The organism is Rhodoferax sp. (assembly GCF_023700745.1).
Lineage (GTDB): Bacteria > Pseudomonadota > Gammaproteobacteria > Burkholderiales > Burkholderiaceae_C > Rhodoferax.
Map to the genome: position 1 here is coordinate 157,535 of NZ_JAMPYG010000002.1, position 13,772 is coordinate 171,306.

Consider the following 13,772-nt stretch of genomic DNA (forward strand, 5'->3'; position numbering starts at 1 on the left):
CCGAGTTTAGCGAACTGGGCAAATGGCAAACCGCTCAGTGGCTACTTTGTGTCCCCGCCAACTCCAACTGCATCACAATCATGTTGACCAGCGTAGCTACCGAAGGGCGCCCGGTATCGACCTGAAAGTGCGCAGTTTCACGGTACAAGGGATCGCGCTGGGCGTACAAATCCCGCAGGCGTTGCAGCGGATCAGCGACTTGCAGCAAAGGGCGACTTTTGTCGTGCCGCAGGCGCCGAAACAAATCGTCGGGAGACGAATTCAGATAGACCACCTGGGCCCGGCTGTGCAGATTCTGGCGATTTTCCGGCCGCAACACGGCGCCACCGCCAGTGGACAAGACAGCTGCCGGACTCAGCGTGAGTTCATCGATGACCGAGGCTTCGAGATCGCGAAAGCGGACCTCCCCCTCACGCTCGAAATACTCACGGATAGAGCAGCCCAAACGCTGCTCTATCACGTGGTCCGAGTCAAAGAAGGGAAGCTGAAGCCGCCGGGCGAGTTGCCGCCCGACAGTGGATTTGCCTGAGCCGGGCAGGCCGATGAGGGAGACAATCAATTCGGATCGGTGCACTGACCAGACAAACCAAACGGACTCGTTGCGCCAGCTGGTGGTGTTTCACTTGTGAAGTCAGAATCAAGGCCAACCAAGTCAAACACAATAGTTTGCCGAGATTCAGTGCCAGCAACAGATGCGCGTGCGGTCACAGCAACAGTTACCCAAGGCGCAAATTGTTCGCCATACTCTAAGTCGAAACTTGCCCGACCTGTGGCGTCAGTGGTCACTGTACTAGGTGCCGTTACGACAACATTGCCGGGGGTAAGCTGTCCATTATTATTTGTATCCTCGCCAACATCCAAGAATCCGTCAAGGTTAAGGTCTTCATTGGGACAAGACGTTGGAACAATACCGTAGCGCCACCTTTTAACGCAGTTTGACGATACATCTCCTGCCCCACATACAAAACTCATGAATCCCTTGTAATACTCAGTTGGGATTACGGAAAGACTAACAATCTGATTGCCTACTGATACACCGTTTGCATCCGTGACGTAAATTGAAAAAGGCTTTTTGTAGACAGTTTCATCCAAATTAGTAATTGTATTGCCGAAAGCAATTGTGATAAAAAGTGCCTTACCGTTCACCGTTAACAAAGTTGTACCACTTATCGTCGTGTTAGCAACCAAGGCTTTAATCTCTACACCATCGGACGGCGTTGAAGAAGCTCCCGGAATAAATTGAACCTGGGCACGTCCATTGGCGTCTGTAGTGGCGATTCCAGGTAACAGAGTCCCATTGCTTAAATCTTTCACAAGCGTGAAGTTGACTTGCCTATTTGCCACTGCATTGCCATTAGCATCCCGAACTAGCGCTTCAATAGTGCTTTGATTACTTGCTCCAAATGAGTTCGGTAATACACTCCCTGGATTTGCCTGAACCACAATTCTGGCCGGAGTGATGGCGACAAATTGAACCGGCAGATTAACAGAACCAATTCCAGAAATCTGCGCAACGACGACAGCAGGACCCGATGTGCTCGAAGACAATATTGCTGTAGCTTCCCCGTTTGCATCGGTTGTTGCAGTTGAACTAACAAACTCTCCGCGTGTCGTGCTGAATGCTACCGATTGACCAGGCACCCCGACACCTGAAATCTTATATTGAACAGTGATGATCTGCTGTGCGTCAATTGGGATCAACGTATTGCTGCTAGGACTAAGCGCAACAAAATCTATTGCATTGATGACAATTGTTGAACTTGCGCTGGTACCCAAGCCTGCAACGATCAACGTATCAGTTCCAGCAATATTGGGAGTGTAAAGAAACTTAGCTACGCCAGTCGAATCGGTACGAAGAGATGATGAACTCAACGAATTGCCCAAAGTCGAACTAACAGCAATCGTGGCCCCTGCAATGGCATTCCCGGATGAATCTACCGCTCGGACTGTGTACTGACTTGCAGCACCACCAGCTTGCAGTGATCCACTACCAGCGAGTGTTACCAAGGTACCAGTCACAGGCAGAACGACACTACCAGATACAGACCCCGCAGTTACTGTCACAGCGATGTCACGTATTGATTTATCACCGCCTGCTATTAGCTTTGCAGAGGCGGAGCCTGCTGAGTCCGTCACTGCGGATATTACTTGAAGGGTCCCAGAAGAAGCTGCAAACGATACAGATTGCCCTGGAAGACCCACATTTCCGCTGTTTTTGACAAACGTGGTGATTAGCGCTTCCGATCCAGCGGAAAGAAGTGAGTTTGATGATGCCAAGACTTCTACGGTAGCCGGCATCTCTGTTGCGACTTGAGTTGGCGAGCTAGCGGTTGAAGCTGGCGGACTCGCTGTTGTGTCCGTCACTGGCGTCCCCGCACTCCCCCCGCCCCCACCACAAGCTGCCAATGCCAATGACAGCCCCAATGCTGCAACACCTTTGATGAAATTCATACGAATAATCCCTTAACGAATACTTGATTTTCTAAACACTACCGCGCGGCCTTGTCTGCCAACACCTTGGGCGTGATGAAGACCAGCATTTCCTGTTTGTTGGCGATTTTGGAGCGATTCTTGAACAAATTGCCGACACCAGGCAAATCGCCCAACAACGGCACTTTGGTGACGTCCTCTGACTCGGTCATCTCAAAAATACCGCCAATCACCACGGTGCCACCGTTTTCCACCAGCACCTGGGTTTGAATGTGTTTGGTGTTAATGGCAAAACCTGCTGTGGTGGCCTGACCCACCGTGTCTTTGTTGACATCAAGCGACAGGATGATGTTGCCTTCCGGGGTGATCTGGGGCGTGACTTCCAGTTTCAAATTGGCCTTTCGGAAGGCAATCGAGGTGGCGCCACTGCTTGAAGCCACCTGGTAAGGCAACTCCGTGCCTTGCTCAATCAAGGCTTTGATCTGGTCGGCGGTGACCACACGCGGGCTGGATACCACCTTGCCCTTGCCGTCAGCCTCGAGTGCCGACAGTTCCAGATTCAAGAATCGGTTGGCAGCCGAGCTGAAAATCGACAAGGCAAAGGTCGCTGGCGAATAGCCATTTTGGCTAATCGCGGGCAAATTGACGAAGCCGCTGGTCAGATCTACCGTGCCACCAGCCCCACTGGATGCGACAGCATTGCCATAACTGGTACCGAAGACGACCCTGTTGTCGCCACCGATGGAATAACCGCCGTCGCCGCCTTGCTGAGCACGCAGATCTGCGCTGCCGAACTTGACACCAAGCGACTTGCCAAAGGTGTCCGACGCCTCCACGATGCGCGCCTCGATGAGCACCTGACGCACCGGGATGTCAAGCTTGGCCATCAACTGCTGAACCTGTTCCAGCTTGGATGGGATGTCGGTGACAAAAAGCTGGTTGGTACGGGTTTCCGCGATCACACTGCCACGGGGACTCAGCAAACGCGAGCTGCTGGCTGTGGCGCCAGTGCCACCGCTTGTCGCCGTCAATTGAGCCGCTACCTCGGCCGCCTTGGTGTAGTTCATCTGGAACGACTGGGTGCGCAGAGGCTCCAGATTTTGCAAAGCTGCAACCGCCTCCAGATCGAGTTTTTCCTTGGCATTGATTTCGTCCTTGGGAGCGATCCACAAGACGTTACCGGTTTTGCGCATGCCCAGCCCCTTGGACTGCAAAATAATGTCTAGCGCCTGATCCCAAGGAACGTCCTGCAAACGCAAGGTGACCGTGCCGGTGACGGAATCCGAAGTGATGACGTTGAAGTTGGTAAAATCAGCAATAACCTGTAGCAGCGAACGCACGTCAATATTCTGGAAGTTCAGAGACAATTTTTCACCAGTAAAGCCGGGGCCTTGCGTGAGCTTGCTGGCATCTACCTTGACGGGCTTGATCTCAATGACGAACTGCTCGTCCGTTTGGTAAGCACTGTGTGTCCACACCCCTTGTGGCTCAATCGCCATGCGCACCCGGTCACCCGACTGTGTGGTGGTAATGGTTTTAACGGGGGTGCCAAAATCATTGACGTCCAGACGGCGGCGCAAGCCTTCTGGCAGCGATGTCTTCATGAATTCAACCACCAGCAATTGGCCCTGTTGCCGAATGTCGACGCCGACCTGACTATTCGGTAAAGAAACGACCACCCGGCCAGCCCCTTCATCTCCCCGTCTGAAGTCAAGGTCGCGCAGCGGTAACACACCACGGTTCTGGTTTTCAGCAAATAGCTGGGTTGCCGGTGCTGGCACAGAACTCGCCAAAGCATCCAGCGAAACCAGCAGTGACTTGCCCTGCCATTGGGTTTTGTAGGTGGTCGGCTGCTTGAGGTTGATGACCACCCGGCTTCGGGAGCCTGCCTGTACCACGCTGACCGATTTCAGATTGCCCTGGTTGACCTCAATCGTGGAGCGACCGATGGCACTGACCACATCGGGAAAATCCAGCGCGATGCGGGCTGGCGACTGGATTGAAAAACCAGTCGGCAAAGTACTCAGGGCTTCGCTCAAATCAATCTTGACAACTTCAACACCGCTTTGCAGCGACCCCGATACCGATTCGATGGCCACCTGGGCTTGAACCACGGCTGCTGAAAGCAACAACCCCAGACCCAGACCGAGCTGATGCCACCAGCGTCCACCCGTACCCACATGGCTATTTTTCATTTTGACCTCTCTTGCAACAGCAGACTGGCTGGGCGCTCAATCCATTCACCGATAGCATCTTGCACAATTTCACGCAGGGTGATTTCATTTTCAACAATCTTGACGACCCGACCATAGTTTTGACCCAGATAGTCACCAGGACGCACCTGGTAAAGCAGCGGCCCGACTTTGACCAAAGCAACCGGTTTTTGATCTCGCACCATGCTCCCGACCAAGGTCATGCTGTCCAGGGGAAACTCCTCCAGCGGCTCTTTGCGACGTTTCAACTCAGGCGCAATCAAGGCGCCGTTGGAGGCCGCCTGAATCGCGTCTTTGCCAAGCGCCTGGGTAAGCTTGAGCTTGCTGAACGGATCCACTTCATTGGCGATCGTGTAATTTTCGGGTTTGAATTGCTTGGGTTCGGTAATAGGCTTGACTTTAGGCTGCGCTTGCGCCCGTTGTGCAGCCATCCATTCATTCAACTCGTCGCCCGAAGAGGACCCACAAGCCGTCACGGCGCCTGCAATACACAATAAAACAGCAGCTTTCAATGTCATCATGATGATTTAGCCGGCTTGGTCGTCGCTTTACGCTGCGCACTGATCTCAAAACCATCCAGATAACGGAACGTTTTGGCGGTGGCATCCATGGTCAGGGCCCCTTCTTTGGTGGCGGTGATCCCCAAATTATTAAGTGTGACGATTCGCGACAGATTGGCGATGTCGGATGCGAAAGCACCCATATCGTGGTAACGACCCGTAATCTTCAGGGCGATGGGCAGTTCTGCGTAATAGTCATTGATCACCACTTGACCTGGCCGGAACAGTTCAAATTGCAAACTACGACCCAAACCAGCTTGGTTGATGTCAGACAGCAAAGCATCCATTTCAGCCTTGCTGGGCAATTGTTTTTCCAGTTGCGTGACATATTGCTGCACTTGTTCGCGTTGCTTCTTGAGCGCTTCCAGACTAACAGCCTTACCCAGTTTGACCTTGTATTCTTCCCGCAACTGAACTTCGGTCGCTTGCGCCTGGGTTAACTCAGCTTCGATATCACTAAGCCAGACAAACCACAAGGCGACAACACAAGCGGCGGCCAAACCAACAAATACAGAAAAACGGGGCACTATCGGCCAGTTTGATGGGTCTTTGCTGTCAAGGTAACGAAACTGGGAAACAACCGCCTCGAATTGCTCCCGGAAATTGATGTTGATTTTTGATTTATTGGCCATCTTGCCTACCTTTTATCTGACCACCCCAGCAGACGCGGCGGCTGAAGATTTCTGAGCAGGAATAGTTTGGGCTTCATTGGGACGAACCAACTTGACTCGGATCTGGAAATTAGCCACGCGACGCACATCACGCGGCGTCAAATTGGCGGTACCTGCCACAATTTCGACCAATTCAGGGCGCGTGAACCATGGAGAATTGTTGCTGAGGTTGCGCAATAACTCAGAGACCCGCTCATTGGACTGGGCAACGCCTTGCAACGCTACGTTTTGACCTTCTTGCTTCAAGGAAACGATGTAGACACCTTCGGGCAACTGGTGAACCAATTCCGTCAACAGATAAACAGGCATGTTACGGTCAGCCTGCAAATTCTCGACGGCCTGCTGACGCGCCAACAAGGCCGCAATTTCACCCTCCAGCCCAGCTATTTCCTTGATTTGAAGGTCAAACTTGCTGATCTCGGATTGCAGCAACTGGTTTTTACCTTGTTGCGTGGAGATTTGCGCCTGGAACCACAAGTAGATCAAACTCGCCAGCAATCCGCCCACAAGAACAGACAAGACAAGATTTATATTGAACCGCTCTTGACGGCGTTTACGGGCAATTTCCCGATGCGGGAGCAGGTTAATCAAAATCACTACACAAACCTCCGCAAAGCCAGACCACAGGCGGCGAGGTATGAGGGGGCCTCAAGCAGCATTTTTTTCTGTTCAACACCCTCTGCAATTCGCATACCCTCAAACGGGTTGGCGACCATACAGGGAAAACTGGACTGCCTGGTCACCATGGCCGGGAGACCAGCCAGACTGGCTGAGCCGCCGGCCAACATCACCAAATCAACTTTATTGTGCGTTGTACTGGTAAAAAAGAACTGAAGCGCGCGTCCTATCTCCTGAACGAGGCTCTCAATAAAAGGCTGCAAAACAGTTCTGGCATAGTCTTCAGGCAACTCACCACTGCATTTTTTGGCCTCGGCTTCTTCGGGTGAAAAACCATATTGACGGACAATCAATTGGGTTAATTGCGCCCCGCCAAAGGCCTGATCCCGGTCATACAACACCTCATCATTGCGAATCACCTGCATGCTGGTTGTCAGGGAACCCACCTCAAACAAAGCCACGATGCGATCCTCGGAATGATCAGGCATGCGGGCAATCAACCGGCTTGCTGCCAGACGGGAAGCATAAGACTTGACGTCAACAATCACCGGTTTGAGCCCGGCGGCCTCAGCCAAACCTTGCAAGTCTTGCACTTTTTCACGCCGCGAGGCGGCAATCAAGACATCCACATCGCCAACAGCACTGGCGCTTGGACCCAAAATACAAAAATCAAGACTGACCTCATCCAGTGGAAATGGTATGTATTGATTGGCTTCGGACTCGACTTGCATCTCCAAATCATGATCCGTCATGCCACCAGGCAACACAATTTTTTTGGTGATCACAGCAGAGGGCGGCAAAGCCATGGCAATATTTTTGGTTTTGGTGCCACTTTTCTTGATCAGTCGCCGCAGCGCGTCGGCAACTTCATCAAATTTTTCGATATTGCCATCATTGATCCAGCCACGCTCAAGAGGCACAATGGCGCAGCTCTCCAGCATCAGGTTGCCCACCTTATCTTGCCCCAACTCAACAAGCTTAACGCTTGAAGCGCTGATATCCAGGCCCAGCATTGGCGCAAGTTGTTGGTTAAACAATGATCTCAAAGAAATCAACACAATCCCCTGAACAAGATAAAAAGTCTTCGCAGCACTTAAGAAGCTTCATCAATGCTATCAGCATGCTTCCAGTGCCTCAAAGAGATTTCCTTTTGCAAACAAAAGGAATGTTGTCAAATATAGACGCAAATGATTACGAGTCAGAGCGAATCATTACAAATTTTGGCAAAAAGTTACGCGCCAAGTACGCCCCAACCATTTACCGATGCTAACCTCTGCACGGCCTCTGCCCTGATTTTTATAATGAATCAGTCCCATCTTCAGGTTTTTTATGACCGTTCATTCATCTTCGTCCGAGCCCAAATCAACATCAACCACAGATAAAACCAGGCGAAAAAAACCACACTGGTTGCTTCGAGTGGGACTCTGGACCAGCGGCCTGCTGTTGGCGGGAATTGCCACACTGGTACTTTTGGTGGGCATTGCGATGGCGGTTGCCTTTCCCAATTTGCCCGACATTTCCGACCTGTCTGACTACCGGCCCAAATTGCCCTTGCGTGTCTTCTCTTCAGAAGGGGCACTGATTGGTGAATTTGGTGAGGAGCGTCGCCATCTCACACCCATAGGGGAGATTCCGAAGGTCATGAAAGATGCCGTTCTGGCGATTGAAGATGCTCGCTTTTATCAACATGGCGGCGTCGATTACAAAGGTATCTTGCGTGCAGCGCTGGCCAATCTGGGGCGCATCAAAAGCCAGGGCGCATCGACCATCACGATGCAGGTGGCGCGCAATGTGTACTTGACATCCGAAAAAACCTACACGCGCAAAATCTATGAAATTTTGCTGACCTTCAAGCTTGAACATTTGCTCAGTAAAGACCAGATTCTTGAGATCTACATGAATCAGATCTTTCTTGGCAACCGGGCTTATGGTTTCGCTGCCGCTGCCGAGGCCTACTTTGGCAAGTCACTGCAAAACATCACGGTGGCTGAGGCCGCCATGCTGGCAGGCTTGCCCAAAGCCCCATCTGCCTACAACCCGATCAACAACCCCAAACGCGCCAGATCGCGGCAGCTTTACATTATTGAACGGATGCTGGACAACGGCTTTATCACGGCAGCACAAGCTGAAGCAGCCAAACTTGAGCCGCTCAATGTCAAGTCCAATGCGGATAACACCAGTGTCCATGCCGAGTTTGTGGCCGAAACCGTGCGCCAACTGATGTATGCGCAATACGGCGATGCCATTTACACCCGCGGCTTGAATGTGTACACCACGCTGAATGCGGCACAACAGGACACGGCCTATAAAGCTTTGCGACGCGGCATCATGAACTTTGAGTTACGTCAGTTTTATCGGGGACCCGAGAAATTTGTCAGCCTACCCAGTGAGCCTCAAGCCATGGACGATGTCATTGATGAAGTGCTGCAGGAGCACCCTGACAATGGCGACGTGATATCGGCCGTGGTGCTGGATGCCACGCCTAAAAAAATTCAGGCTATCCGGCAGAACGGTGAGACGATTGAAATCACTGGTGATGGCCTCAAACCGGCTCAGTCTGGTTTGTCCGACAAGGCCGCAGCCAACATCAAGATCCGCAGAGGTGCGGTGATCCGAGTGGTGCAGACAGCCAAGAAAACCTGGGACATTACCCAATTGCCGGAAGTTGAAGGCGCCTTTGTGGCCATTGATCCGCGTGATGGTTCAATCAAGGCGATGGTCGGTGGATTTGATTTTGAGAAAAACAAGTTCAACCATGTCACCCAGGCCTGGCGCCAGCCGGGTTCAAGCTTCAAGCCGTTTATCTATTCAGCCGCACTGGAGCATGGCATCACGCCCGCAACCGTCATCAATGACAGCCCCTTGTTTTTTGATGCCGGGGTGACGGGTGGACAGCCTTGGGAGCCGAAAAATTACGATGGCAAATTTGAAGGCCCCATGACCATGCGCCGTGGTCTGGCCAAGTCTAAAAACATGGTCTCGATCCGGATACTGGAAACTGTGGGTGCGCAAAATGCCCAGGACTGGGTCACCCGCTTTGGTTTTGATGCAGACAAGCACCCTGCCTACCTCACCATGGCCTTGGGTGCGGGCTCGGTGACCCCCATGCAAATGGCCAGCGCTTACGCGGTCTTTGCCAATGGTGGCTACCGCATCAACCCCTGGTTGATTAGCCGTGTTACAGATCAAAAAGGCAAAGTGCTGACGCAAACGCAAGCGCCTGCACTCGACGAATCCATGCGCACCATTGAAGCCCGCAACGCTTTTGTGATGGGCAGCCTGCTGCAGGAAGTCACGCGCACGGGGACTGCTGCATCGGCACAAGCCACCCTCAAACGCCCCGACTTGTATGGAAAAACAGGCACCACCAACGACTCCATGGACGCCTGGTTTGCGGGATACCAGCCAACGTTAACGGCGGTTACTTGGATTGGTTACGACACGCCCAGGAAACTGGGGGCGCGCGAAACAGGCGGCGGCTTGAGTCTGCCGGTCTGGATTGAGTTCATGGCGCAAGCCTTGAAAAATGTTCCCGTGATGGAGTCCACCGTCCCAGAAGGCGTGGTCAACGTAGGCGGTGAATGGTTTTATGATGAATATGCGGGAACGGCAGGTGTTACCAGCCTGGGTCTGAACAAGGGTGCGAACCCAAATCAGCCGCACGTCATGCCCATGCCGGCAGCCGACGAAAAACGCAAAATTCTGGACTTGTTCAGATAGCCGGGAGTTCCCGCTTTGCCAACAAAAAATCAGCGGGTCACGGCGTAAAAGAAAGTGGCTGCCCGGCCTGCTCTGTCGCGTACCGCGTCAAAGACGCAAAAAATTCGCCTTGACCTTTGGTATCCAACCATTGCGTTCCATCAAACTGGTAGTGAAAACCACCCCCTTTGGCAGCCAACCAGATTTCATGCAGGGGTTTTTGCAAATTAATAATGATCTGACTGCGGTTGGCAAACACCAGAGTAATCATGCCGCCAGTACGCTGGTTGTCGATATCGGCCGTGCTCTCGTCGTTGATGCGGTCGCAACTCGCCTCTACGGACTTGAGCAACCGCTCGGCGCGATCCATGAATTCTGAGTCAGTCATTACAATTTCACCATGCTGTTAATTCCACAAATTCTAGTGCGCACCTTTGTCCTTGGGGCCAGTGCGGTAGCTTTGGCAGCCTGCGGTCAACAGGGCCCACTCTATTTGCCACCCACCGGCACGGATCGCGCTACCCTGCCCGAGTCCTTGCTGCCAGCCATCGGTAAGCCCCAACGCACTGCGGCAGGCAATCCAACGTTGCCACGCGCCCCCCAACCAGCAAGCGCGACTTCCGCGCCGTAACCCCCATGCATTCTGACCGTTTACCAGGCCACCCCCATATTGCGTATCTTGGCGACGAACTCTTTCTGGAAGAAACGCCGTTAAGCGCTTTGGCGCAGCAGTACGGCACACCTTTGTTTGTTTACTCCAAAACCGCCATGCTGACCGCACTGGCTGCCTACCAACAAGGTTTTGCCGGGCGGCAAGTGCAGATTTGCTATGCCATGAAGGCCAACTCCACCCTGGGCATTATTCAACTGTTTGCCCAGGCCGGGTGCGGATTCGATGTGGTGTCGCAGGGTGAAATGACCCGCGTGCTGGCCGCCGGAGGACAGGCCAGTCGCATCATTTTTTCCGGTGTGGGAAAAACCCGTGCGGAAATGCGCGCGGCACTCCATGCCGGCGTGGGGTGCTTCAATGTAGAGAGCGAAGCCGAATTGGAGGTGCTCAATGAAGTGGCTTTGGGCCTGGGCCTGCAAGCACCTGTGAGTATTCGCGTCAACCCCAACGTTGATCCGCAAACGCACCCTTATATCTCCACGGGGTTGAAAGGCAACAAGTTCGGCATTGCGCATGAGCGTGTGGTGCAGACTTACCAGCGCGCCGCGGCTTTGCCCGGCTTAAGCGTCCAGGGCATTGACTGTCATATTGGCTCGCAAATAACCCAGGAGGCGCCCTATCTGGATGCCCTGGACCGTATGCTGGACCTGGTCGAGGCTATTGAGGCCGCAGGCGTGCCGATTCACCACATTGACATGGGTGGTGGCCTGGGCATTGACTACAACGGCGAGACACCGCCGCAAGCCGATGCGTTATGGCGCAAACTGTTGGCCAGACTCGATGCCCGGGGTTTCGGTCAGCGGGCGCTGATGATCGAACCGGGCCGCTCTTTGGTAGGCAACGCAGGTGTATGCATCACCGAAGTGCTGTACCTGAAACCGGGTGAGCAAAAGAATTTCTGTATCGTCGATGCGGCCATGAACGACCTGCCGCGCCCGGCCATGTACCAGGCTTATCACCACATCGTGCCGCTCAAGCCGCGCACCTCGCCCCCCGATACCTGGGAAGTGGTTGGCCCTATCTGTGAAAGCGGCGACTGGATTGGCCATGACCGCACTTTAAGCGTACAACAAGGGGACTGGCTGGCGGTGCTGTCTGCCGGCGCCTACTGCATGAGCATGGCCAGCAACTACAACACGCGCAATCGCGCCGCTGAAGTACTGGTGGACGGCACTCAGGCGCACCTGATTCGTGAGCGTGAAAGCTATGCGGATCAAATTCGCCTGGAACACCTGCCGGTCCTGACCCAGTAATGCCATAGGCGCCAGCCCAGTAAACTGGCGAGCACAACCGCGTACACGGCCACCTCGGCAAAGTCATTCTTGCCCGCACGCATCCAGAAAAAATGCAGTATGGCCAGTGCAGCCACGCCATACACCGCTTTGTGCAAGCGTTGCCAGTTTTTTGCCCCCAGCGTTTTGATGGCCCGGTTGAACGAGGTCAAGGCCAAACTGGTCAATAACACAAAGGCGGTAAATCCCACCAGGATAAACGGCCTTTTAACAATGTCTTTGGCGATGTCGGCCAGGTCAAATGCCATGTCAAAGCCGCTGTAGCTCAGCAAGTGCAGCAGCACATAAAAGTACACAAACAAGCCCAGCATGCGGCGAAATCGCGCCAGCGCCGGCTTGGCTGTGAGCACGCGCAAAGGTGTCACGGCCAAGACCACGCACAACATGCGCAGTGACCAGTCCCCCGTGGCCCGAACCAAAGCCTCCGCCGGGTTGGCCCCCAACTGGTCAAAGACCGCCGCCCACAGGAAATACAAAAAGGGTGACAAGGCCAACACGAACACCAAGGGCTTGGCCAGTCGACGCCGGTAGCTCCCGGCGTAACCGGGGGCAACGACGGCGGCCTTGCTCTGCTGCATCAAAAGAACTTTTTCAAGTCCATCCCGGCATACAACTGTCCCACCTGCGCCTCGTAACCGTTGAACAGCAGTGTCTTGCGCTTCCTGGCAAACAAACCGTCTTCCCCTATGCGCCGCTCTGTGGCCTGGCTCCAGCGCGGATGGTCCACATCCGGATTCACATTGGAGTAAAAGCCATACTCGTTGGCGGCAGCCTTATTCCAGGCGGTGGCGGGCTGCTTGTCAGTGAAGCGGATCTTGACCAGGCTCTTGACACTTTTGAAGCCGTATTTCCACGGCACCACCAAGCGCAAAGGGGCGCCATTTTGCTTGGGCAACACTTCACCATACATGCCAAATGCCAGCAGGGTCAGCGGATGCATCGCCTCGTCAAGTCGCAAGCCTTCAACATACGGCCAGTCCAGCACCCTGGAGCCCACACCCGGCATGGTTTTCGGGTCGGCCAGGGTGACAAACTCAACATACCTGGCCCCCCCCAAAGGTTCAACCTTCTTGATCAGGGCGGACAGTGAATAACCCACCCACGGAATCACCATCGACCAACCCTCAACGCAACGCAAGCGGTAAACACGTTCTTCCTGTGCACTGAGTTTGAGCAAGTCTTCCAGTGCATAGCGTCCCGGTTTCTTGATCATGCCTTCAATTTCAACCGACCAGGGGCTGGTCTTGAGGGCATGGGCGTTTTGGGCGGGATCAGCCTTGTCTGTGCCAAATTCATAAAAATTGTTGTAGGTGCTGGCGTGCTGGTACTCGGTTACCTTTTCCAGGCTCAGCGCCCCGGCCACAGACGTTTTGGACCTGGCAAGCGCTGGGTGTTGACCGGGCGCAGCCCAGTCTTGTGCCAGCGCCTCGCGCGCAGCCCAGGAGGCCAAAGCAGCACCCGCCACGCCGCCAGCCATCAGGCGGATCAGGCTGCGCCGCGATTGGTAGGTGGCCTCTGGTGTGATCTCGCTTGGAATGGTGTGAACAAAGCCTTGGTTGTTGGTTTTGATAAGCATGGTTTTTCCTTTGTGCCTTTCGGTCGCAAGATATTAGGCGTTC

At 53.7% G+C, this 13,772-nt stretch carries 13 protein-coding genes; 3 read left to right on the top strand and 10 right to left on the bottom strand.

Features of this window, described 5'->3' with window-relative positions:
• Positions 1–34: 34 nt before the first annotated feature.
• From NDJ10_RS02825 to NDJ10_RS02855, 7 genes are read right to left on the bottom strand one after another with little or no spacing between them, the layout of a single operon-like run.
• Complete coding sequence (locus NDJ10_RS02825; RefSeq protein ID WP_296159588.1) at positions 35–559, bottom strand: shikimate kinase; 525 nt, start codon at positions 557–559, stop codon at positions 35–37.
• Entirely contained in the window at positions 556–2,451 is a 1,896-nt protein-coding gene (locus NDJ10_RS02830; RefSeq protein WP_296159589.1) for an Ig-like domain-containing protein, read from the bottom strand. Before NDJ10_RS02830 ends, NDJ10_RS02825 begins: the two co-directional genes overlap by 4 nt.
• A 38-nt stretch (positions 2,452–2,489) precedes the next feature.
• Entirely contained in the window at positions 2,490–4,625 is a 2,136-nt protein-coding gene (locus NDJ10_RS02835) for a type IV pilus secretin PilQ (RefSeq protein ID WP_296159590.1), read from the bottom strand.
• Positions 4,622–5,164, bottom strand: coding sequence for a pilus assembly protein PilP (locus tag NDJ10_RS02840; protein WP_296159591.1), 543 nt, complete (start codon positions 5,162–5,164; stop codon positions 4,622–4,624). Before NDJ10_RS02840 ends, NDJ10_RS02835 begins: the two co-directional genes overlap by 4 nt.
• A complete protein-coding gene (locus NDJ10_RS02845; RefSeq protein WP_296159592.1) occupies positions 5,161–5,835 on the bottom strand; it encodes a type 4a pilus biogenesis protein PilO in 675 nt (224 codons plus the stop codon). The genes NDJ10_RS02840 and NDJ10_RS02845 overlap by 4 nt, the downstream gene beginning before the upstream one ends.
• Positions 5,836–5,847: 12 nt before the next feature.
• Positions 5,848–6,471 (bottom strand): PilN domain-containing protein, encoded by a 624-nt coding sequence (locus NDJ10_RS02850; RefSeq protein WP_296159593.1) that lies wholly within the window; start codon positions 6,469–6,471, stop codon positions 5,848–5,850.
• The gene (locus NDJ10_RS02855; protein ID WP_296159811.1) at positions 6,471–7,547 is read right to left on the bottom strand and encodes a pilus assembly protein PilM; all 1,077 of its coding nucleotides are present in this window, start codon (positions 7,545–7,547) and stop codon (positions 6,471–6,473) included. Before NDJ10_RS02855 ends, NDJ10_RS02850 begins: the two co-directional genes overlap by 1 nt.
• Positions 7,548–7,908: 361 nt before the next feature.
• Between NDJ10_RS02855 and NDJ10_RS02860 the strand changes: the two genes are divergently transcribed.
• Entirely contained in the window at positions 7,909–10,212 is a 2,304-nt protein-coding gene (locus NDJ10_RS02860; RefSeq protein ID WP_296159594.1) for a penicillin-binding protein 1A, read from the top strand.
• Between the two features lie 37 nt (positions 10,213–10,249).
• Here NDJ10_RS02860 and cyaY read toward each other — a convergent pair whose 3' ends face one another.
• Positions 10,250–10,579 carry an iron donor protein CyaY gene (gene cyaY / locus NDJ10_RS02865; RefSeq protein WP_296159596.1) on the bottom strand — a complete coding sequence of 110 codons (330 nt, stop codon included), beginning with the start codon at positions 10,577–10,579 and terminating at the stop codon, positions 10,250–10,252.
• Between the two features lie 12 nt (positions 10,580–10,591).
• On the opposite strand from cyaY, the gene NDJ10_RS02870 reads away from it, so the two are divergent.
• Positions 10,592–10,822: a lipoprotein gene (locus NDJ10_RS02870; protein WP_296159597.1), complete on the top strand. Its 231-nt coding sequence runs from the start codon at positions 10,592–10,594 to the stop codon at positions 10,820–10,822.
• A 5-nt stretch (positions 10,823–10,827) separates the two neighbouring features.
• Positions 10,828–12,114: a diaminopimelate decarboxylase gene (gene lysA, locus NDJ10_RS02875; RefSeq protein ID WP_296159598.1), complete on the top strand. Its 1,287-nt coding sequence runs from the start codon at positions 10,828–10,830 to the stop codon at positions 12,112–12,114.
• On the opposite strand, the gene NDJ10_RS02880 is transcribed toward lysA, so the two are convergent.
• The gene (locus NDJ10_RS02880) at positions 12,075–12,731 is read right to left on the bottom strand and encodes a protein-methionine-sulfoxide reductase heme-binding subunit MsrQ (protein WP_296159599.1); all 657 of its coding nucleotides are present in this window, start codon (positions 12,729–12,731) and stop codon (positions 12,075–12,077) included. The genes lysA and NDJ10_RS02880 overlap by 40 nt on opposite strands.
• Complete coding sequence (msrP, locus tag NDJ10_RS02885) at positions 12,731–13,729, bottom strand: protein-methionine-sulfoxide reductase catalytic subunit MsrP (RefSeq protein ID WP_296159600.1); 999 nt, start codon at positions 13,727–13,729, stop codon at positions 12,731–12,733. The genes NDJ10_RS02880 and msrP overlap by 1 nt, the downstream gene beginning before the upstream one ends.
• Positions 13,730–13,772 lie beyond the last annotated feature (43 nt).